The organism is Streptomyces sp. R11 (assembly GCF_041051905.1).
Lineage (GTDB): Bacteria > Actinomycetota > Actinomycetes > Streptomycetales > Streptomycetaceae > Streptomyces.
The window spans coordinates 7,390,516-7,410,759 of sequence record NZ_CP163432.1; the positions used below are offsets into that span (position 1 = coordinate 7,390,516).

At 70.0% G+C, this 20,244-nt stretch carries 14 protein-coding genes and 8 pseudogenes; 16 read left to right on the plus strand and 6 right to left on the minus strand.

Translation table 11 applies throughout. The features are described from left to right. Positions 1 to 63: 63 nt before the first annotated feature. The 3 genes and pseudogenes from AB5J55_RS34070 to AB5J55_RS34080 all read left to right on the plus strand — a co-directional run. Positions 64 to 2,904, plus strand: coding sequence for an SNF2-related protein (locus tag AB5J55_RS34070; protein ID WP_369274287.1), 2,841 nt, complete (start codon positions 64 to 66; stop codon positions 2,902 to 2,904). Further along, on the plus strand, positions 2,901 to 5,048 hold the full coding sequence (locus AB5J55_RS34075; RefSeq protein ID WP_369274288.1) for an SWIM zinc finger family protein: 2,148 nt from the start codon (positions 2,901 to 2,903) through the stop codon (positions 5,046 to 5,048). The genes AB5J55_RS34070 and AB5J55_RS34075 overlap by 4 nt, the downstream gene beginning before the upstream one ends. 39 nt (positions 5,049 to 5,087) lie before the next feature. Continuing rightward, a pseudogene (locus tag AB5J55_RS34080) lies at positions 5,088 to 5,243 on the plus strand (DUF418 domain-containing protein); the annotation flags it as partial. Between the two features lie 439 nt (positions 5,244 to 5,682). On the opposite strand, the pseudogene AB5J55_RS34085 reads toward AB5J55_RS34080, so the two are convergent. Both AB5J55_RS34085 and AB5J55_RS34090 read right to left on the minus strand, forming a co-directional pair. Continuing rightward, positions 5,683 to 5,948 (minus strand): annotated as a pseudogene (locus tag AB5J55_RS34085) (spermidine synthase); the annotation flags it as partial. Positions 5,949 to 6,132: 184 nt separating this feature from the next. Beyond that, on the minus strand, positions 6,133 to 7,818 hold the full coding sequence (locus tag AB5J55_RS34090; protein WP_369274289.1) for a ribonuclease J: 1,686 nt from the start codon (positions 7,816 to 7,818) through the stop codon (positions 6,133 to 6,135). Positions 7,819 to 7,847: 29 nt separating this feature from the next. On the opposite strand from AB5J55_RS34090, the gene AB5J55_RS34095 reads away from it, so the two are divergent. Continuing rightward, positions 7,848 to 8,015, plus strand: a complete 168-nt coding sequence (locus AB5J55_RS34095; RefSeq protein WP_369274290.1) for a hypothetical protein — start codon at positions 7,848 to 7,850, stop codon at positions 8,013 to 8,015. A gap of 253 nt (positions 8,016 to 8,268) precedes the next feature. Next, positions 8,269 to 8,586 (plus strand): annotated as a pseudogene (locus AB5J55_RS34100) (transposase); the annotation flags it as partial. Between the two features lie 472 nt (positions 8,587 to 9,058). Here AB5J55_RS34100 and AB5J55_RS34105 read toward each other — a convergent pair. After that, positions 9,059 to 9,505: an ATP-binding protein gene (locus AB5J55_RS34105; RefSeq protein ID WP_369274291.1), complete on the minus strand. Its 447-nt coding sequence runs from the start codon at positions 9,503 to 9,505 to the stop codon at positions 9,059 to 9,061. 342 nt (positions 9,506 to 9,847) lie between these two features. Between AB5J55_RS34105 and AB5J55_RS34110 the strand changes: the two are divergent. The 6 genes and pseudogenes from AB5J55_RS34110 to AB5J55_RS34135 form a co-directional block, all read left to right on the plus strand. Continuing rightward, a pseudogene (locus AB5J55_RS34110) lies at positions 9,848 to 10,050 on the plus strand (ATP-binding protein); the annotation flags it as partial. A 110-nt stretch (positions 10,051 to 10,160) separates the two neighbouring features. Further along, positions 10,161 to 10,262: pseudogene (locus AB5J55_RS34115) on the plus strand (IS5/IS1182 family transposase); the annotation flags it as partial. Between the two features lie 444 nt (positions 10,263 to 10,706). Continuing rightward, complete coding sequence (locus AB5J55_RS34120) at positions 10,707 to 10,910, plus strand: cold-shock protein (RefSeq protein ID WP_003973099.1); 204 nt, start codon at positions 10,707 to 10,709, stop codon at positions 10,908 to 10,910. Between the two features lie 343 nt (positions 10,911 to 11,253). Beyond that, positions 11,254 to 12,747 carry a DEAD/DEAH box helicase gene (locus tag AB5J55_RS34125; protein ID WP_369274292.1) on the plus strand — a complete coding sequence of 498 codons (1,494 nt, stop codon included), beginning with the start codon at positions 11,254 to 11,256 and terminating at the stop codon, positions 12,745 to 12,747. Positions 12,748 to 12,793: 46 nt separating this feature from the next. After that, positions 12,794 to 13,198: a CBS domain-containing protein gene (locus AB5J55_RS34130; RefSeq protein WP_369274293.1), complete on the plus strand. Its 405-nt coding sequence runs from the start codon at positions 12,794 to 12,796 to the stop codon at positions 13,196 to 13,198. Between the two features lie 53 nt (positions 13,199 to 13,251). Further along, positions 13,252 to 13,560, plus strand: coding sequence for an SCO5918 family protein (locus AB5J55_RS34135; protein ID WP_369274294.1), 309 nt, complete (start codon positions 13,252 to 13,254; stop codon positions 13,558 to 13,560). Between the two features lie 101 nt (positions 13,561 to 13,661). Here AB5J55_RS34135 and AB5J55_RS34140 read toward each other — a convergent pair. From AB5J55_RS34140 to AB5J55_RS34150, 3 genes and pseudogenes are all read right to left on the minus strand, one after another. Further along, positions 13,662 to 14,018, minus strand: a pseudogene (locus AB5J55_RS34140) (hypothetical protein). A 46-nt stretch (positions 14,019 to 14,064) separates the two neighbouring features. Continuing rightward, a pseudogene (locus AB5J55_RS34145) lies at positions 14,065 to 14,298 on the minus strand (ATP-binding protein); the annotation flags it as partial. A 415-nt stretch (positions 14,299 to 14,713) separates the two neighbouring features. Beyond that, positions 14,714 to 15,943, minus strand: coding sequence for a flavin-containing monooxygenase (locus tag AB5J55_RS34150; RefSeq protein ID WP_369274295.1), 1,230 nt, complete (start codon positions 15,941 to 15,943; stop codon positions 14,714 to 14,716). 319 nt (positions 15,944 to 16,262) lie between these two features. Between AB5J55_RS34150 and AB5J55_RS34155 the strand changes: the two genes are divergently transcribed. The 5 genes and pseudogenes from AB5J55_RS34155 to AB5J55_RS34175 all read left to right on the plus strand — a co-directional run bounded on the left by AB5J55_RS34155 (position 16,263) and on the right by AB5J55_RS34175 (position 20,167). After that, the gene (locus tag AB5J55_RS34155) at positions 16,263 to 16,898 is read left to right on the plus strand and encodes an ABC transporter ATP-binding protein (RefSeq protein ID WP_369274296.1); all 636 of its coding nucleotides are present in this window, start codon (positions 16,263 to 16,265) and stop codon (positions 16,896 to 16,898) included. Continuing rightward, a complete protein-coding gene (locus AB5J55_RS34160; RefSeq protein ID WP_369274297.1) occupies positions 16,895 to 17,686 on the plus strand; it encodes a hypothetical protein in 792 nt (263 codons plus the stop codon). Before AB5J55_RS34155 ends, AB5J55_RS34160 begins: the two co-directional genes overlap by 4 nt. 117 nt (positions 17,687 to 17,803) lie before the next feature. After that, positions 17,804 to 18,037: pseudogene (locus AB5J55_RS34165) on the plus strand (ISL3 family transposase); the annotation flags it as partial. Positions 18,038 to 18,048: 11 nt separating this feature from the next. Beyond that, positions 18,049 to 18,366, plus strand: coding sequence for a hypothetical protein (locus AB5J55_RS34170; RefSeq protein ID WP_369276496.1), 318 nt, complete (start codon positions 18,049 to 18,051; stop codon positions 18,364 to 18,366). Between the two features lie 577 nt (positions 18,367 to 18,943). Then, positions 18,944 to 20,167 (plus strand): hypothetical protein, encoded by a 1,224-nt coding sequence (locus tag AB5J55_RS34175; protein ID WP_369274298.1) that lies wholly within the window; start codon positions 18,944 to 18,946, stop codon positions 20,165 to 20,167. Positions 20,168 to 20,244: the final 77 nt, after the last annotated feature.

The window sequence follows — 20,244 nt, forward strand, 5'->3', positions numbered from 1 at the left end:
CAGACCCCGCCCGTAGAGTCGGAGACGGTTGATCCGACTCATGGGCGGGAGGTGACAGGACGTATGAGCGACAGGCTTGCGCACGGCGGCGACACCGCGGTGGCCGAGAGGCCGGGCGGCGCCGTCCCCCTCCGCCTCGCGGCCGTCTTCCTGCCCGCCTCCCTGCCGCGCGAGGGGCGGATCGCCTTCTGGGATCCGGACGGCGGCCCGCTGCCCGCTGAGGACACCGAGCTCACCGTCGTACGACGCCATGGCAGCGGAATCCGCCGCAGGACCACCCCCGCCCTGTCCTTGCCGCTGGACGAGGCGCTGCCGCTGCTCGTGCGGGCCCGGCGCGACCCGGCCGCCCATCCCGCCACGGCCTGCTGGGGCGCGGCCGCGCTGCACGCGCTGCGGCTCACCGCGCGCGGCCGGCTGCTGCCGGGCCTGACGCCCACCGGCCACGACGCCTGGCGGGCCGGCCCTCTCGACCCGGACGACATCGCCCACCTGCGAGCGGTCGCCGCCGCCCTGCCCTCCGAAGGCCATGCGGTCCCGCTGCCCGGCCCGGGTCCGCTGCGGCTGCCCGAGCCCGAGGCGCTGCTGCGCTCCTTCCTGGACGCCGTCGCGGACACCCTGCCCCGCACCCCCGCCGCGCCGCACGCCTCGGGCAAGCCCTTCGCCGCGCGCGAGGCCCAGCGCCTGCCCGCCGCACACGACTGGGCGGCCGAGGTCGCCGCCGGCATGGACGCGGGCGTGCGGGTCTCGCTGCGGCTGGACCTCTCGGCGTACGACCTCTTCGACGACCGGGACGGCGGCGTGCGCAGCGCGGGTGCGGCGATCGTCCAGGTGCACAGCCTCGCCGACCCCACCCTGGTGGCCGACGCGGCCGCCCTGTGGTCGGGGGAGGCGGACGCTGCCTTCGGGCCACGAGCGCGTGTGGACGCGGCGCTGGCGGTGCGGCGGGCGGCCCGGGTGTGGGCCCCGCTCGACCGGCTGTCCGAGCAGGACGTGCCCGACGTGCTGGCCCTGTCCGACGAGGAGTTGGGCGACCTGCTCGGCGTGGCGACGACCCGCCTCGCGGCGGCCGGAGTGGCGGTGCACTGGCCCCGGGACCTGGCCCAGGACCTGAGCGCCGCCGCGGTCGTACGACCCGCGCCGGGCTCGGCGACCGACGGCACCGGCTTCTTCGAGAGTGAGGAACTCCTCCAGTTCCGCTGGCAGTTGGCGATCGGCGGCGACCCGCTCAGCGAGGCCGAGATGGACGCGCTCGCCGAGGCGCACCGCCCGGTCGTCCGGCTGCGGGACAGCTGGGTGCTGGTCGACCCGGCCCTCGTCCGCAAGGCCCGCAAGCGCGAACTGGGCCTGCTCGACCCGGTCGACGCGCTGTCCGTCGCCCTCACCGGCAGCGCGGAGGTCGACGGCGAGACGGTCGAGGCGGTACCGGTCGGCGCCCTGGCCGCCCTGCGCGACCGACTGACGTCGGGGGTGCGCCCGGCCGAACCGCCGCCGGGACTGCGGGCGACGCTAAGGGACTACCAACTCCGGGGCCTGGCATGGTTGGACCTCATGACGTCCCTCGGGCTCGGCGGCTGCCTGGCCGACGACATGGGACTGGGCAAGACGATCACGGTCATCGCCCTGCACCTGAAACGCGCCCGGACGACCCCGACCCTCGTCGTCTGCCCGGCCTCACTGCTCGGCAACTGGCAACGGGAGATCACCCGTTTCGCGCCCGGCGTCCCCGTGCGCCGCTTCCACGGCCCGGACCGCACCCTGGAGGACATGGACGGCGGCTTCGTCCTCACGACGTACGGCACGATGCGGTCGGCGGCGCCGACGCTGGCCCAGCACACCTGGGGAATGGTCGTCGCCGACGAGGCGCAGCATGTGAAGAACCCCTACTCGGCCACGGCGAAGGCCCTGCGCACCATCCCGACACCCGCGCGCGTGGCGTTGACCGGCACGCCGGTCGAGAACAACCTCTCCGAGCTCTGGGCCCTGCTCGACTGGACGACCCCCGGCCTGCTCGGTCCTCTGAAGTCCTTCCGCGCCCGGCACGCCCGCGCGGTGGAGAACGGCGAGGACGAGGAGGCGGTGGACCGGCTGGCCCGCCTGGTCCGGCCCTTCCTGCTGCGCCGCAAGAAGTCCGACCCCGGGATCGTCCCGGAGCTGCCGCCCAAGACGGAGACCGACCATCCGGTCCCGCTCACCCGTGAACAGGCGGCGCTGTACGAGGCGGTGGTGCGTGAGTCGATGTACGTCATCGAGACGGCGGAGGGCATGGCGCGCAAGGGCCTGGTCCTGAAGCTGCTGACGTCCCTGAAGCAGATCTGCGACCACCCGGCCCTGTACCTCAAGGAGGCCGAGGCGGCGGGGTCGGACCGCTTGGCCGCCCGCTCCGGCAAGCTGACGTTGCTGGACGAACTGCTGGACACCCTGCTGGCGGAGGACGGCTCGGCGTTGGTGTTCACGCAGTACGTGGGGATGGCCCGCCTGATCGCCTCCCACCTCGCGGCCCGGGCCGTCCCGGTGGACCTGCTCCACGGCGGCACACCGGTCCCGGAACGCGAACGCATGGTGGACCGCTTCCAGAGCGGCGAGACGCCGGTCCTGGTCCTCTCCCTGAAGGCGGCGGGCACCGGCTTGAACCTGACCCGTGCGGGCCATGTCGTCCATTTCGACCGCTGGTGGAACCCGGCCGTCGAGGAACAGGCCACCGACCGCGCCTACCGCATCGGCCAGACCCAGCCCGTCCAGGTCCACCGCCTCATCACCGAGGGCACGGTCGAGGACCGCATCGCCGAGATGCTCGAATCCAAGCGCGCCCTGGCCGACGCGATCCTCGGCACCGGCGAATCGGCCCTCACGGAACTGACGGCCCGCGAGCTGTCCGACCTCGTGTCCTTGCGGAGGGAGTCATGACGGGGGTGGGGAGCGGGGGCGACGAGACGGTCCGACAGGACGAGTTGAGCCGTCGGGCGAAGCCGAGTCGAGCGGATGAGCCGCCTCGCGACGAGGAGGCCGTGCCCCGCCCGGCCGACCTTGCACGCCGAGCGTTGCGGGCCGCGCGGGAACGGCGGGAGGGGGCGTCAGGGGGGAACACGAGCCAGGCGGGGGCCTCTTCCGACGGCCCGGACGCGTCGGACGCCTCCGTGGACGCACCTGATGCGTCGGACGGTGACGGGCCCGAGGCGCGATCTGCCGCGCCCGTCGCCGCCGGTGAGGACGGGGACCGCTCGCGCACCGCCTCGGAGTCCGCCTCGCGCGTGCTCGGCATCGAGACCGGGCCAGGAGGGTCGCGTCCCGCGGATGCCGCCCGGAAAGCGCTGCGCGCCGCGCTGGGGGAGCGGCGGCGGGCCCAGTCGGAGGAAGCCGACCGGGCAGCCCAGGGCGCGCATCGATCGCGACGAACCGCACCCACCGGCGCCGAGGGCCGACGGAGCCCGGTCGGCGGGACCGAGAATCAGCGTGCCCGTGAGGTACGGCGCTGGCTCGCGGGTGCCTTCCAGATGCCGCCCTCGGACTCACCCGACGAGGACGACTCGGGCGCCGGTGCGATGCCGGATCCGGCTGCACAGCGACGGGACAGGCATGCGAACCCCGTCTCGGCCTCCCCTACGACCCCGTCAAGCCCCGATCACACGGAGGGGAACTCACCCGAACCGCCCGTGGCCCGCTCCGGCAGCGATCCCTCACCGGCCGATCCCGCCGATACCGACACCGAGCCCGGCACCGACACCGGCATCGCACCCGGCGCCGCCACCCCGGTCACCCCCGCCACCCCTCAAGTCCCCCGCTCCATGGCCGCCCCCGGCCGGGACGGTGAACTCCGGCGAACCTTCCCCGCCTTCGCGCCCCGCCCGGCCGAGGACGCCCGCTTTGCCGAGACATGGTGGGGCAACGCCTGGGTGACCGCCCTGGAAGAAGGCGCGCTCGATACCAAGCGGCTGGCCCGCGGACGCGGTTACGCGCAGGAGGGCCACGTCGATGCCATCACCGTCACGCCGGGGCTCGTGCTGGCGTATGTGCGAGGCAGCCGTCCGCGGCCGTACCGCGTGCAGGTGAGGCTGCGGACGCTGGAGGACGCCGACTGGGCACGGTTCCTGGACGCCGTGGCCGAACGGCCGGGGCACATCGCGGCGTTGCTGGACAAGGAGATGCCCCAGTCCCTCGCCGACTGCGGGGTGCCGCTGTTGCCGGGGCCCGGTGACCTCGACCCCCGTTGCAGCTGCCCCGACCGCGGCCACCCCTGCAAACACGCCGCCGCCCTGTGCTACCAGACCGCACGCCTGCTGGACGCCGACCCCTTCGTACTGCTCCTGCTGCGCGGCCGAGGAGAACGCGCCCTGCTGGATGCCCTGTCCCGCCGCAACGCCGCCCGCGCGGCCCGCGCCGCACAGGAAGAGGAACCGGCCCCACCGGCGGGCGTACGGGCCACCGATGCCCTGACCCCGGACCGCCAACTTCCTCCGCTGCCCGCGCCGTTGCCCGTGCCCCCGCACCCCGAGCAACCGCCCGTGTATCCGGCGGCCCCCGGCGGCCCGGACCCGTTCGCGCTGGACCAGCTGGCGACCGACGCGGCCGCCCGGGCGCACGCCCTCCTCAGCACCGGCCGCGATCCGGTGGCCGAACTGACGCTGTGGCAGGACGCGGTCCGGCTCGCCGCCGCACGTCCCGGTTCCGGCCTCACCGCCGGTACCCGCGCCCTGTACTCCTCCCTGTCCGCCGCCGTCGACCGCACCCCGGCCGAGCTGGCCCGCGCGGTCGCGGCCTGGCGGCAGGGCGGCCTCGAAGGGCTCGCCGTGCTCGAAGAACCCTGGGATCCGCCGGCCGGCCGTTTCGACCGTGCCCGCCCGCTCCTGCTCGCCGCCGACCTCCCCGCCTTCCGCCCGTGGCGTAATCACCTCACCCATCCCCGCGGCCATGTCCAGCTCCGCCTCGGCCGGGACGGCCTGTGGTACCCGTACGAATCGGAGCCGGGCCACGACGACTGGTGGCCCCGTGGCACCCCCGACCTCGACCCGGTCGGCGCCCTGACGGGTCTCGGCGCCTCGCCGGGAGGCTGACCCGTCTTGTACCGGCATCGCGTGAAGGCCGTGTGAGTGCCCAGCGGGACCAGCACCCAGCAGTCCTGGGTACCGCTGCTCATGTTCGTCCTCGGGGCGATCGTGTTCGCCGCGATCTGGTCCCGCTTCTTCCGCCGCGGACCCCTGGAGTACCTGCTCAACGCCGCCACCAAGCCGGCCAAGCACATCCGATGAGGCCCGGCCGGGGTGGCTCGCCTCCACGCCCCACTCCGGCCTGGACCGCTCACGGATCCGGCAAGCGGCTCAGCCCTTGCGGCGGTGGGTGCGGAACGCCCCGCCGCACCTGCGTCCCCGGCGGTCGGCATGGATGCCGTCACGTCCCTCAGATGCATCGGACCGTACCCGTCACCAGCGCTGTGCCCGCCGGCATGCGCGTCCCACACCGACTCCTGGTAGGCCACCGCCGGCAAAACCCGCTCCGGGACATCGAATTGCGCCGCCGCAGCCGAGATCCTCTTGCCGCACCACCCCGCCGGGGGACTTCCCCACGGGTCTGTCCCGCCGCCGGAACGGCTGCAGTCCCGGCCACCGCCAGCAACGCCACTGCCATCACAAGCGGCCGGCGCTGCGAGGCATCCCGTCGGCGCACTCTCTCGTAGTACGTCGGCGCAGTCTCGATGACTTCGGCGAGCGTTTCGATCCCCGTCAGCGAGCGCACTCGGTGGTCGTCCAGCACAGCCTCGGCGGTGTCCCGAGTCCGAGTCCGCCGACGGCGACATCCAGTTCGGTGCAGGGCAGTTTCGCCAGTCCGAGTTCCGCAAGCGCGATCTCGCCGGTGGTGCAGAGACTGGACATCAAGAACTCGTCGCCGAGCTTCACCTCGTACACATCGGTGTCCGATGCAGGGTCGCGTCGGCGCCGCAGGCTGATGTCGCCCATCGCTGTCGGGCGTCAGTCGATCTCCTCGAAACGCGCGCTCATCCGAGTTCCTTTCTGACGCACCGTCGGTGCCCGAAGTCGGTGCCTGGAACGCCGCTCTGCGCAGGTGTGGACGCAGGCGCGAAAGCGCCCCTGCCCTGCCGGCAGGGCAGGGCAGGGCAGGAGAGGGGAAGGGGGCCTCCGGTCAGGCGTCGATGATGACGGGGATGATGAGAGGCCTGCGGCGGTGGGTACGGAAGGCCCAGTTCGCCACGGCGCGGGCGATGAGCTGTTCCAGCTGGTGTGCGTCGCCGACGCCTTCCTGGGCTGCGGCCGCCAGAGTCTTCTCGATGACGGGGATGACCGGTTCGAAGGTGGCGTCGTCGTGGACGAACCCGCGGGCCAGGAAGTCGGGGGTCTCGGCAAGGGCGCCCGTGTCGGCATCGACGATCGCCACCACGGTGACCACGCCTTCCTCCGCGAGGGTGACGCGGTCCTTCAGGGACGCCTCGGTGGCGCCGCCGACCTCCATGCCGTCCACGTAGACGTTGCCCGCGGGCACCTTGCCGGTGATCGACGCACGCCCCTCCACGAGGTCGACGACGACGCCGTCCTCGGCGATGACCACCCGCTCGGGATCGACCCCCGTACGGATGGCCAGGTCGGCGTTGGCCCGCAGGTGGCGCCACTCGCCGTGCACGGGCATGACATTGCGAGGCTTGACGATGTTGTAGCAGTACACCAGTTCACCGGCGCTGGCGTGCCCGGAGACGTGTACCTTGGCGTTGCCCTTGTGGACGACATGGGCGCCCCACCGGGTCAGCCCGTTGATCACCCGGTAGATGGCGTTCTCGTTGCCGGGGATCAGGGAGCTGGCGAGCAGGACGGTGTCGCCTTTGCCGATGCGGATCACATGGTCGCGGTTGGCCATCCGGGACAGAGCCGCCATCGGCTCGCCCTGGGATCCGGTGCACACCAGGGTGATCTTGTGGTCGGGGAGCTTCTCCAGTTCCTTGGTACTGACGACCAGGCCGCTGGGAACCTTCAGGTAACCGAGGTCGCGGGCGATGCCCATGTTGCGGACCATGGAGCGGCCCACGAAGGCGACCTTGCGGCCGTGCTGGTGCGCGGCGTCCAGGACCTGCTGGATGCGGTGCACATGGCTGGCGAAACTGGAGACGATCACCCGTCGGGGGGCGGTACGCATCACCTGCTCGATCGCCGGGTTCAGCTCGCGCTCGGAGGTGGTGAAACCAGGGACCTCGGCGTTGGTGGAGTCGGTGAGGAAGAGGTCGACGCCTTCCTCGCCGAGGCGGGCGAAGGCGCGCAGGTCGGTGATGCGGTCGTCCAGCGGGAACTGGTCCATCTTGAAGTCACCCGTGTGCAGCACCAGCCCGGCCCCGGTGCGGATCGCGACGGCGAGACTGTCCGGGATGGAGTGGTTGACCGCGACGAACTCGCAGTCGAAGGGTCCGAAGCTGCGCCGGTCGCCCTCACGTACCCGCACCGTGCGCGGCCGGATGCCGTGTTCTTTGAGCTTGGCTTCCAGGAATGCCAGCGTCAGCTTCGAGCCCACGACAGGGATGTCGGAGCGCTCTCGCAGCAGATACGGCACGCCACCGATGTGGTCCTCGTGGCCGTGGGTGATCACCACGGCCACGATGTCGTCCAGGCGATCACGGATCGAGGTGAAGTCCGGCAGGATCACGTCCACGCCGGGCTGGGTCTCCTCGGGGAACAGCACGCCGCAGTCGACGATGAGCAGCTTGCCGGCATGCTCGAACACGGTCATATTGCGGCCGATCTCACCCAGTCCGCCCAGGGCGACGACCCTCAGCCCTCCTTCAGACAGGGGAGGGGCGGCTTTCAGTTCGGGATGCGGATGACTCATATTCTGACGTTACCGGAGAGTCCGCCGAGGTGATCCACTGGCTGCCCGACCAGCCGGTTCAACACGGCGCGGCTGCGGCGGTCAGCGGGTGGAGCGGGACTGCGCCCGGCGTCGGCAGCGACGACGAACTCGCCGTGCTGGATGCCGTCATCGCCGTCACCAAAGACCTGTCCGGTCAAGCTGACGCCGGCCGTTGACCCGAGGCCCCGCCGACTGGGGGCTCATCCGTGGCACCTGACGGCAGCCCTGGTGTTGCCGCGCCGGCGGCGGTCGGTCCGGTCGGGCCGGCTCAAAGCCGTCCTCATCACTGCCGACCCCACAGGCCACTCGCATCACCCTGTGTCTGCCGGCCCACCGAATCGGGCAGCTCACCGAGCAGATCCAGCACTTGGAAGGCCGCCTGGACCGGCTCGTGGAACGCCACGCCCACAGCCGCTGACCGTGGTGGGCATCGGTCCGGACCCGGCCGTCACTTTGCTGATCACGATGGGGGACGACCCGGAACGCCTGGGCAGTGCGTAGCCCTTCGCCGCGCTGTGCGGGGTCAGCCCTGTCGAGCGTTCCTCGGGCAGTCGGCAGTACCGTCGCCTCAATCGTGGCGGCGACCGGCAGGCCAACGCCGCCCTGCACCGGATCGTGCAGACTCGCCTGCGCTTCGACCCGCGCACCCAGGACTGCTGCGAACGACGCATCAAGGAGGGCGAGACCCGACGCGAAAACGTCCGATGCCTCAAACGCTACGCTGCCCGGGAGGTCTTCCAGCTGATCAGGGTCATACAGTCATGCCCCGTCATAGGGGCAGTGACACGTGAGGACCCCCGTCGGCTTGCTCCGGCGGGGGTCTTGCGTAGACGAGGACCGCGTCCGCACGCCGATGGCAGCCGAGGCACGGGCATGCGCGCAGAGTGATCGTGCAGACCGCGGTAGTAGGACTGCTGGTCCAGCTCGGACACACCGTCACCGACACGCCTGATGGCGGTGGCGTGGTGGTACTTGCCGAAGCGGCCCTGCCACGACGCGACACGGGCAGCCAGGCACCGGCCCGCCCGACGTACTGGGCGTCGGCGGTGTGCGTGTGCGGGCGAAGTCGGCGTCGTTCGCGACGCTGTTCAGCCGGCGCCGCCACCCCGCACGCCGGCACCGGGCCCACCCCGGTCGCTCCCGCCTAATTCGCGCCTGCACGCCTCGCTTCACGGCAGATCGTCAGGGAGGGCGGTGAGGCCGACGGGAGCGCAGGCTGTTACTGGGGGCGGCGTCCGGTGATGTCCCCGCCGGGGTCGTCGGGTAGGGCTATGCGGGCGGTGATGCGTTTGCCGACCGGTTCCCGCTGGGCCTCGAAGCCCTGGGCGACGGCCATGACGATCTCCAGGCCGTGCTGTCCGACTCTGTCCGCATCGGCGGCCCGCGCCACTGGCAGGACGGGATCGCTGTCCCACACGACCACTTCCACGACGGCGCCAATGACGCGCAGTTCCATCAGAACGGGGCCAGGGGCGTACTTGCGGGCGTTGGTGACGAGCTCGCTGACCACCAGTTGGGTCAGGTCCATCGCGCGAGCGGACACCGGCAGGCCGTGCTCCGCCTGGACACGGGTGAGGAAGTCCACCGCCCGGTGGCGTGCCTCAGCGATCACGTGCCCGTCACCGTCCAGCGCGACGGTGTCCTGTATCTGAGGGGCGTCCGGCATCACGCTGCCCTCACCCTCGGGGACTGATTCAGCCGGGTCCACCCTCGTTCCCCCTTCACACGTCCTGCGCGTACCCGGCACTCTGCCTCACATGTCCCGTGGGAACCGCATAACGGGCCGCACACGTGTCCGCCGTAGCATCCCTGCAGGAGCCCTTGGACGACGACCTGGCACTTATGGTGACCCAGTGCGCCAACCTCCCGAAGATGCCACTACCACCTGGGAGCTGGCCGGCGACCCCAGCATCGTCGCAGGGATACGCCGTCAAGTCGCCGACCAGCCGACCTCCTGGGGCTAAGACATCTGGTGTCCACCACAGAGCTGATCGTCAGCGAGCTGGGCCTGCGGCTGATTCGGGATCAACGTCTGATCTGCGAGGTCTCCGATCCCAGCCAGACGCAGCCGCATCTGCGACGGGCCCGGTGGACGGATGAAGGCGGCCGCGGTCTGTTCCTGGTGGCGACATGACCCATCGCTGGGGCAGCCGGTGCACCGTTGCGGGCAGAACCATCTGGACCGAACAACTGCTGGAGGAAGTGCCCTGACCTATCGGCCCGGTTGTCTCATGTGATGCGGGCGCTTCAGCCGACGGTCATCGGCACACGTCGCACCGGCAGCATGCCTGGCACTCTGTCGGAGTAGTCGCTCGAAGACGTCCCGTGGGCATGCGCCGGAGTACGAACGGCTCATCCAGCACTCCGAGAGCCTGATCACCCGGGCCGCCATCACCCTCATGACCAGGCGCCTCACCCGCACTGAAGGGGTGGGCTCGCTCATCCGGGACCGGGAACGGCAGCCGCTGCCGCGTGGTCATCCCGCAGTCTCGCAACTGCGTTTCCTGGGCGGCAGCGGCTTTTCCCCCGCCGTCGCGCAGCGTGCCGGTGGGCAACTCTTCCTGAGACGTTAAACTCCGGGCGAATCAATATCTGTTCCCGGGGGATCAGATTTTGGGGGGCCGTGCAGCGGGAGTTTTTGCCGCGAAGAGCAGAGTGGAATTCTCCAACCACACGGACCGCTCCGGCGTGCTACTGTCTTATCTCAGTTGCAGTTGTGGTTCCCAAAACTTCAAGTGCCCCCGCCAGGCTTCTGCCGGATGGGAGCGCTTTTGTATTTCCGGTCATTTCCGGGCGGGGTAATCATCGCGGCGACACGGCGCCCGCGTGGTGCGGACGCCGATGCACTGCCCCAAAGGAGATATGACATGGCTGCTGGTACCGTGAAGTGGTTCAACGCGGAAAAGGGCTTCGGCTTCATCGAGCAGGACGGTGGCGGCGCCGACGTGTTCGCCCACTACTCGAACATTGCCGCGCAGGGCTTCCGTGAGCTGCTCGAGGGCCAGAAGGTGAACTTCGACATCGCGCAGGGCCAGAAGGGCCCGACGGCCGAGAACATCGTTCCGGCCTGACGATCACGCGCAATCCGTAGCTGGGGCCCGCATCCTTCGGGGTGCGGGCCCCAGCTGCATGCGTATCCCGCAGCTGCTTTCACCCTGGTCGCCCCGGAGGAATCCGCAGTACCACCACAAGCGGTTCCTGCCCAAGGACGCAGACGCATCTTGAAGCGCTGCACCGCAGCCGGCGCCCGGATCGCAAGGTCCCCATCGCGTCACCCATTTCAGCACCTGTGCCCACGGATGTTTTCGCCGGCCAGATCTGCTTTCTTTTGCCACCGGTCCATACTTGTAATTCTCCGTGCCATTCATCGCAGCGGGAATTCCTTGATATGTGCCACATCGAGGAAGGTTCCGCATGAACCGCACGTACACGAACGACCGCCCCGTCCGCACCCGTGACGGCCGTGCCGACGCCGGAAGGGGCGGCAGCGGCTACGGCTCGCAGGCACCGCGCCGTACCGGCGGGCCCGTCCGCTCCGGCGGTTACGGCCGTCGGCCCGCCGCAGTGCAAGGTGAGTTCGCGCTGCCCAGGACGATCACCCCCGTGCTGCCCGCCGCCGACGGCTTCGCCGATCTCGACATGCCCGAGCAGCTGCTGGCCGAACTCGGCAGGCAGGGTGTGACCGCACCGTTCCCGATCCAGGGCGCGACGCTGCCGAACTCCCTGGCGGGCCGTGACGTCCTGGGCCGCGGCCGCACCGGTTCCGGCAAGACCCTCGCCTTCGGCCTCGCCCTGCTCGCCCGCACCGCCGGACAGCGTGCCGAGCCCCGCCAGCCGCTGGGGCTGATCCTCGTACCCACGCGTGAGCTGGCACAGCAGGTGACCGACGCGCTGACCCCGTACGCCCGCTCCGTGCGGCTGCGGCTGGCCACGGTGGTGGGCGGCATGTCGATCGGGAAGCAGGCCAGCGCGCTGCGCGGCGGAGCCGAGGTCGTCGTCGCGACGCCGGGGCGGCTCAAGGACCTCATCGACCGCGGCGAATGCCGGCTGAACCACGTCGGCATCACCGTGCTGGACGAGGCCGACCAGATGGCCGACATGGGCTTCATGCCCCAGGTCACCGCGCTGCTCGACCAGGTGCGTCCGGAGGGGCAGCGGATGCTGTTCTCCGCCACCTTGGACCGTAACGTCGACCTGCTGGTGCGCCGCTATCTGACCGACCCCGTCGTGCATTCGGTCGACCCGTCGGCCGGTGCGGTCACGACGATGGAGCACCACGTCCTGCACGTCCACGGCGCCGACAAGCACGCCGCGACGACCGAGATCGCCGCCCGCGACGGCCGCGTGATCATGTTCCTGGACACCAAGCACGCCGTCGACCGGCTGACCCAGGACCTGCTCAACAGCGGGGTGCGGGCCGCGGCGCTGCACGGCGGCAAGTCGCAGCCGCAGCGCACCCGCACGCTGGCGCAGTTCAAGACGGGGCACGTCACCGTGCTGGTGGCGACCAACGTCGCGGCGCGCGGCATCCACGTCGACAACCTCGACCTGGTCGTCAACGTCGATCCGCCGACCGACCACAAGGACTACCTCCACCGCGGTGGCCGTACCGCCCGCGCCGGCGAGTCCGGCAGCGTCGTCACCCTGGTCACGCCGAACCAGCGCCGCGGCATGGTCCGTCTGATGTCGGACGCCGGCATCCGGCCGCAGACCACCCAGATCCGCTCGGGCGACGAGGCCCTGAGCCGGATCACCGGCGCCCAGGCCCCGTCCGGCATCCCGGTCGTCATCACCGCACCGGTGGTCGAACGCCCCAAGCGCAGCGCCTCCTCCCGGGGCCGACGCCGCCCCTCCTCGGCGACCCGGCGCGCCCCCGTACGCCAGTCCGCCCTCGACGCGGTGGCCTAGAACATTCGTGATCAGGAAGTTGACCCATCTCTGCAGGAGGCACCTTTTGACGCTGGTTCAGATGCAACCCCGCTCGGCGGACGCCAACCCCGTGCACAGGACGGCGGTGGAGGTCATGGACGCGGCCGGACCGCAGGTCTGCGACGACATGAGCGTCGAGGTGGCGCTGGCCGTCATGGCCGCCGCCCGCACGGGCCGGCTGGTCGTCTGCGACCAGGACGGCCAGTGCACCGGCCTGGTCACCTGGACCGAACTCGCCGCCGTCCGTGACAGCTCCGACTACACGGACCGTGTCCGCCTGCGCGACATCCTCGGCGACCACGGTTCGTTCGCCTCACCAGTGACCACGATCGCCGAAGCCGAGCACGCGATGCGCACCCGTCGGCTCGGTGTCCTGCCGGTGGTCGACGAGCAAGGCAGCGCCCTGGGCATACTCGCCCTCTCCCGCTGAAAAAACACCTCGCCCCTGGTCGGACCGTTCTCTCCTTCTCTCTGTGAGGCCACATGCGCTGCGTCATCGCCCGCTTCCCCTTCGAGCTCACCAAGGGCGGCGTGCTGGAATCGATGAAGGGCGTCAAGCCCGAACCGGTCACCGGCGAATCGGTGATCATCGGCCGCCGCCACTACCCCGCCAAGCAGGTCGGCCAGGTCATTACCCGCCAGGATCGCCGTGACTTCAGCGCCGCCGAAGTCCTGCGGGCCATGGCTCAGCTCGGCTTCACCTGCCGCGCCGTTCCCAAGGCAGCGCCCCTGGGCATTCTCAGCCCGATGCAGCACGCCTCCGCGATGCTCGGCACCCCCGTCACGGTCTGACCGGGTAAACAGACACGAGCCGACACCTGACCAGCAGTGTGGGCCCGACCGGTACGCCGGTCGGGCCCACACTGCGTGCAGCCGGTTCCCGTCGGCGTCGCTCAGTGGTCGCAATAGCTGAAGTCGCCCACGGTCCAGGCGCTGACGTCCTCGATCACAACCCGGTACCTCCACCCGTCTCAGGACCCCCGGGGTGCCCTGCGGGGATCTGGGCGACCTGGACGTGCAGACGCGTGGGCGGCCCGTCCTTCTTCGCGGGGGAGTCGAAGACGGCGGCGAACTCGTCCAAGTGGGCGGAATCCGTCAGCACATCCGACACCCTCTGCCTTCACGTGGCTGCGAGAGCCAATCGACCGGTGATGACAGCGCCATTGGTGACCACGGTCAGGGACTCCGATTGCTCGGTCGGACTCCACCGGGGCGCCAACGTCAGCGAGCAACTCGTCAGGTTGCGACATGAGGCGGACCATGCTCGCCGGCCATCCGGCTGCTTGAGCGGTGACGCTACCGCGCAAGGAAGGCGCTCACGGTCTTGCCGCCGGAGGCCCGGCGGGTGACCGCCGTGGCGTGCGCGAGGCGGGTGACCATGGGCCGGCCGAAGCCCCCGGTGCCGCCGTTCAGGTCAGGGGTGCGCATGCGCGGCACATGCCGGCTGGGATCGTGAACGGCGACCTCGACGGTGTCGGAGTGCGCAGTCAGATCCAGTGTGCAGCGGCCCCCGCCGTGGCGCAGGGCATTGGCCGTGAGCCCGTGTCTCAGCAGCCCGCGGTCTGCTCGTGTCAGGGGCTGGCGGCGATCGCGGCCGAGAGGGGCACACAGCTGCTGACATTGCAGCCCCGAAGGATGCCCGTTACTGCAGGACGGGCAGCAGGTGGTCTGGGGCGCCACCGCCCTGCCGTGAGAGGAATGGCTCCCACCACGAATGCGAGGACGGGTACCAGCTGCCCCTGCCTCTGCCCCAGCGACGTCCCCCGCCTCACCCCGCCGCCACGCTGACTCGGCAGGAGCCGGGCGGCCCCGACCGACGTGGCCACCTCATCCATGCCCGCTCAATGCGCTCCGCCGAAGCGTCCACGTCTGCCTCCAACCGCCACCGCGGCATCCACTCGCCCTGCGGGGTACGCCGCTGAAGGGCCAAGCTTCCGAGGCTCCGTCAGCTCGAAGCGTGCCCTCTCTGGTGTGTGTCGGCTGTGCGGTCGCCAACGCGGGGGGAGGGGAGGGGGACCCGCACCGTCTCGCGTCGTAACGCGTGGGCGATGGCACGCGCCTCGATGCCTGCCTGACGAAGGACACCCGTGAGTGGATTGGTGTATCCGGCGAAGTAGAGGCGCGCGGCTTCGGGATGGGTCTGTGCCCCTGCGGCGAGGGGTTGCCCGTCCTCGTCGAGCACGCCCAGGGGCCCGACCAGGTCGTGCAGGTTGGGCCGGTACCCGGTGGCGGCGATGACCGTGTCGGGTCGCAGTCGGGCGCCGTCGGCCAGTAATACGTCGGGGCCGTCGAACGCCTGGACGGCCGCGACCGGCTCGACCCGCCCGGACCGGACGGCGTCCACGAAACCGTGGTCGAGAACGGGGTTGACCCCTTCACGGGCATTGCGGGTGTACAGGCCTGTGCGGGGCCGGGGCAGTCCCCGTGAGGTCAGGTCGGGCACCGCGAGACGTTGCGTGAGCAGGGAGGTGCGGTCGCGCCACGCGAGCGGGAGGACCTCCGTCAGCCGGCCGACTGCATGCCATCGTGCGCTGGAGCGGGGCAGGATGTTGGGTGGGGTACGGACTGCGATCCATACCCGTTCGGCTCCGGCCCCGGCCAGGACGCTCGCGATCTCGGTACCGCTGTTACCGGCGCCGACAACCAGGACGTGCTGCCCGCGGTAGGGGACCGCAGAGCGGTAATGAGCCGAGTGCAGCAGCGTGCCAGTGAAGGTCGAACGCCCAGGCCAGTGGGGGAGGTTCGGGATATGGCAGCGGCCGGTGGCCACCACGACCGCACCCGTGGGCACCGGGCCGTCGGGGGTGTGGACCAGCCACTGTGCTCCCGAACCGGGCTCGGCCCGTTCAATGCGCCGCACCGGGGTGCGCACCCGGACGTCGAGCTGGTGATGGGCGACGTAACGATCCAGGTATCGCACATACTCGTCCCGGCTCACCCACGGGCCGGCCTGGCGTGGCACCGACAGGCCGGGGAGGCTCGAGGTGCCGGGGGTGGTATGCAGTCGCAGGTGGTCATAGCGCTGCGCCCAGCTCGCTCCCACTCGGTGCGACCGTTCCAGGATCACGGTCGGCTCGCCGGAGCGGTTCAGTAGCGCGGCGGCCGCCAGACCGTAGGGTCCGGCTCCGATCACGATCGTGGGAGCGCTGAAGTCTCGCTGTGGTGTCGGGGACATCGCCTCCTACAACGGCAGACCGCGGCTCACGTCACGCCCAACGGGAAGGCACAACGCCTGTGGGTGGCGATGCCGACATGCCACCAGAACAGGGCTGGCTGCCGTTACACCGACGGTGCGGACTCGTTGAGACCGGGTATCAGCGCGCCACCCCGCGCAGGCGATCAGTCCGCCCAAGGCCGGGCCGTCCGGGCCAGGCGCAGTTGATCGGCGAGGAGTCGGACGAGCCGGTGGGCATGAGCCCGTGCGGCCCCGGCCACTGCGGCGGGCTTGTCCTCCGGCGGCTCGCTGTGCCTATCCGATCTTTCGAGGGGCTCATGTGCAGGCAGTAACGGCGCACCACCGGCCACGACTGCGGATCAGGGGAGTCCGCAAGGCATACGGCGGCAAGCAGGTCCTGCACGACGTCGACCTTGATGTGCCCGCCGGGACGCTGGTGGGAGTCGTCGGCGAGAACGGGGCGGGAAAGAGCACTCTGTTGCAGATCGCCGTGGGACACCTCGCACCCGACCGCGGAACAGTGACACGAACCGGGGCCGTGGGGTACTGCCCGCAACGAGCGGTCCTGAACGATGCGTTCACCGTCGGACAGCATCTGCGGTTGTTCCAGATGGCCTACCAGCTGCCGACGCTGGCGCGCGCCGACGAGCTGATGGAACTGCTGGCGCTGACCGGGTGCCGTCGGCAGCAGGTCGGCGAACTCAGCGGCGGAACGCGACAGAAGCTGAACCTGCTGATCGCTCTCATGCACGATCCGCAGTTGCTGGTCCTGGACGAGCCCTACCAGGGCTTCGACTGGGACACCCATCAGCGGTTCTGGACCCTGGCCTCCGACCTGCGTGATCAGGGCCGGTCGATCATCGTGGTCTCTCACCTGCTGCACGACCTGCACCACTTCGACGCGATCGCTCACCTGCGCCAGGGGCGCCTGCACTTCGAGGAGACCGACCGTTGAGGCTGTCCTGGACGGCATTCACCGAACTGCTGCGCTGCACTCTGCTGGGTCACCTGCGCAACCGGCTGGCCCTGGTTCTGGCGGTCGCGTTCATCCCGGTCTGGATCGCCGTGGCACGCCTGTGCACATCCGATCAAGTGGTGCGCATCCGGCTGGACGCCATCAGCGCCCCCGTCTCCGCCTCGGCCAGCCAGGTGGGCCAGGTGGCCAGCGCGCTGGGCGCCGTCACCATGGTTGCCGGCTTCATCACCTTCACGGAGACCTTTCAGTCCCGGCAGATGGACCGCCGTCTGCTGCTGGCCGGCTACCCCCGGCTTCCGATGCTGCTGGCCAAACTCGCTGCCGTCGCCCTCACCGCCGCCCTGCTGGCCCTCTACACCACGATCCTGCTGTGGGTCTCCCTGCCCGTACGCCACGCGGGCCCCCTGGGACTGGCCCTTGCCGGCGCCGGCCTCGCCTACGGCGGCATCGGCCTTCTGCTCGGCTCTCTGGTCCGCGGCGAGCTGGAGGGCTTCTTCCTCATCATCATGCTCAGCCTGGTCGACACCGGCCTGCAGAACCCCGTCTTCAACACACTCATGGATGTGGCAGGCGTATCCGCGCTTCCTCTGTACGGCGTGAACCAGCTGGCGCTGAGCTCAGCCCTCACCCCAGACATCCCCTGGTCCCACGGCCTGCTCTCCCTCACCTGGTCCGCAGCGACCGGCGCCCTGGCGCTGCTCGTCCTCCACAACCACAGCCCTTCCCGCTCCCCGTGGTCCCGCAGGACGAGAGCCCAGGCAGGGTGATCACGGTGAGGATGGCCTTCCTCCGGGGCCCTGGTTGCTGACACAGAGGCTGTCCAAATCAACGGCCCTGTCTCACATTCGGTGGTGACGGAGAGTTATGAGCTCGTTGACACTGGCGTGAAGGATGTCAACGAGCTTGTGCAGACGGCGTTTTCGGGTCTTTTCCCGCTGGTTGTGGAGGATGTGGCTGACGAGGGCGAGCGGATTGTGGTGCGGGATCGGACTCCGTAGGGCACCGCGGTCTGTCGGGTGTGCGGCGCGTCGTCGGGGCGGATGCAGGGATCTCACCTGCGGACGGTGGCCGACGTGCCGGTGGTGGTCCGTGTGCGGGTGCGGCGCTTGGTGTGCCCCGTTGGACGTTCGTGGACGAGCGCTACATCACCGCTGATGCGCATCAGTTCCTTCCGTCGCGTGCCGGCAAAATCGAGCTGGTCATCCTGCAGGCGAAGAACTCGTCGGGTTACCAGGAATCGGTGATCGAGAAGCTGCACTTCCATCTGCCTGCTCTGCTGGACATGGGCCGGGACGAGGACGACCTGGTCGCGCACACCAATGCCAAGCTGCTGGAGCGTACGCGTCGCTTCCTGCACATCCTTGAGGAATTGGCGTCCTCCTTCCCGCAGGTGCGCATCAAGGTCATTTACGCGAACAAGTCGGCAGCGACACCGCACCCAACGTAAAGGCCAAGGGCGACAGACTCAGGCGGGAGCTCGCGAAGATCACATCCGATGTTGGCAGGTGGACGGGGGCGCGGCCAGCGACGCGGGCCAGTCCCGTCATCGATCCCGCTCCCGTACTGGGCGACTGGCTGGGATCGATCTGCCTCCATGCCCGCGAGGCGAGCGGGGTTGATCGCGCTGACCCGGTTTCCCCTGGCTCCCTGGACGGGCAAGTGCAGCGGACGGTGTCAGCTGACGGCATGCTCCTGGCCCTTCAAGTTCGATGGAGACTACGGCTGTATACATGGTGGGACTGTTCTGCCCATGCACAGCCGGGCCCGTGACCAGGCCCAACTCGCCGCCGGATCTCGCAGGTTCTTCCACCGCCACCAGCGCCAGCCGCACATCGTCCGCAGCTGCTTCTGCGGCCCCCACGTCCGCTGCATCCTCGAACAGAACCGATTGAGCTTCGGAATCAATAGGATGCCCGTGGCACCCGTTGGCGGTATCGAGTTCGGCCAGTCTCGTTGGATCGGGATGCCGGGGGCGGGGCGCAGGCGGGGAGCATGTAACCCTTCGGACGGGCGCTGGAGCATCCGTGTTTGATGTGGACACGATCGAATTGGCCGCCGGTAGGCACGAACCTGGATCAGGTCAGGCTTCCTTCTTGGAAGCCGTCTCCTACTTCGCGGGGGAGGCATGGTCGGATCACCCTGAATGTGTGTCCCCGCTGATCGCCATCTTCGGCCGGGCATGGAATGACGCCTTGCCGGACGTGGACCGGACACAGCTGCTGCGGCCCTATATCCGCCGGGTCGTTGGCACGCGATGCGCCGTTGACCTTGGCCAAATCGGTATCCTCGCCGCCTACGCGGGTGATGGGGAGATGAAAGATGTTCCCTGTATGCCTGCCGACTGCGCTCGCGCCTGGATGTGCGCCGACTGGTTGATCCGGACCTACACGCCAGCGTGGCTGCGGCTGGCGGGCAGGGACACGGCGACGCTGGAGGGACTGCCAGAACTCGTCTGCGGCATGCGCGGTTACCATCATCATTTCCCTACCCCTCCAACCGCTGTCATCGCGAATGCGATCATGCCTCAACAGCTGCCCGAGCGCAGAATGCTCTGGCAGGACTTCTACGCATGCGTTTCGCGCGCCGAGGCCCTGGCTGGGGGGCCTGCCGTGCGCGATGCCTTCAGAGCCGTCCCCTGGCTCGCCCCGGATGCCCCGGACAGCCAGATCGATCACATAGTCCAGATCGCGATGGGGAACGCTGGGGCCGCCATGGAGGCGGTAGTTCATGCAGCCGCTCGGGATGCCGGATGGAACGACATCCTGGAAGCCGAGCACCGCGCCACCCGGGACATGGCAGTAGAGGCCGCAAGGCGCGCCCGTCGGGAGATCTTGCAGGCCGCGCCCTCTGAAGTGCAGCGGGCCGCCCGCGATGCAAAGCGGGCCGCTCCGCGTTGGGAGCGCGACATGCTAAAGGCCGACGAACGCAGGACCCGCCGGAGTGCCGAGGAAACCGTCCGGCGCACCGTCGGCCCGGCCGTCAGGCCCTACGTCTGGATCCGCGCCAAGGCCGCCGGCTGGGCTGCCGTCCGGGACTCCAGGACAGCTATGAACCAGTACGCGCCGCCTGCCATCCGCGAGGCCGCCCGGGCAGCGGCGCAACGCGCCTACCACGACGTCGAACACACCGCCCACTGGCAACCGGCCCTGGCCGCGGCCCAAGCCGGTGCTCAACGAGCCCTCGCCCCAACCATCGCCGAACTCCAGAACTCCGCATGTGACCTGCTCGACCGCCTGACCACAGCCTGAAGCAACCTGCAAAAGCAGCCATGCGCTCGGGCTCGCAATGCGCTGGGCGAGTGGAAAACCTGCCGTTTTCTCGGATC

Coding starts and splice junctions, on each gene's coding strand:
- AB5J55_RS34070 (WP_369274287.1), top strand. CDS start 64: ATGAGCGACAGGCTTGCGCACGGCGGCGACACCGCGGTGGCCGAGAGG.
- AB5J55_RS34075 (WP_369274288.1), top strand. CDS start 2,901: ATGACGGGGGTGGGGAGCGGGGGCGACGAGACGGTCCGACAGGACGAG.
- AB5J55_RS34090 (WP_369274289.1), bottom strand. CDS start 7,818: ATGAGTCATCCGCATCCCGAACTGAAAGCCGCCCCTCCCCTGTCTGAA.
- AB5J55_RS34105 (WP_369274291.1), bottom strand. CDS start 9,505: ATGCCGGACGCCCCTCAGATACAGGACACCGTCGCGCTGGACGGTGAC.
- AB5J55_RS34120 (WP_003973099.1), top strand. CDS start 10,707: ATGGCTGCTGGTACCGTGAAGTGGTTCAACGCGGAAAAGGGCTTCGGC.
- AB5J55_RS34125 (WP_369274292.1), top strand. CDS start 11,254: ATGAACCGCACGTACACGAACGACCGCCCCGTCCGCACCCGTGACGGC.
- AB5J55_RS34135 (WP_369274294.1), top strand. CDS start 13,252: ATGCGCTGCGTCATCGCCCGCTTCCCCTTCGAGCTCACCAAGGGCGGC.
- AB5J55_RS34150 (WP_369274295.1), bottom strand. CDS start 15,943: ATGTCCCCGACACCACAGCGAGACTTCAGCGCTCCCACGATCGTGATC.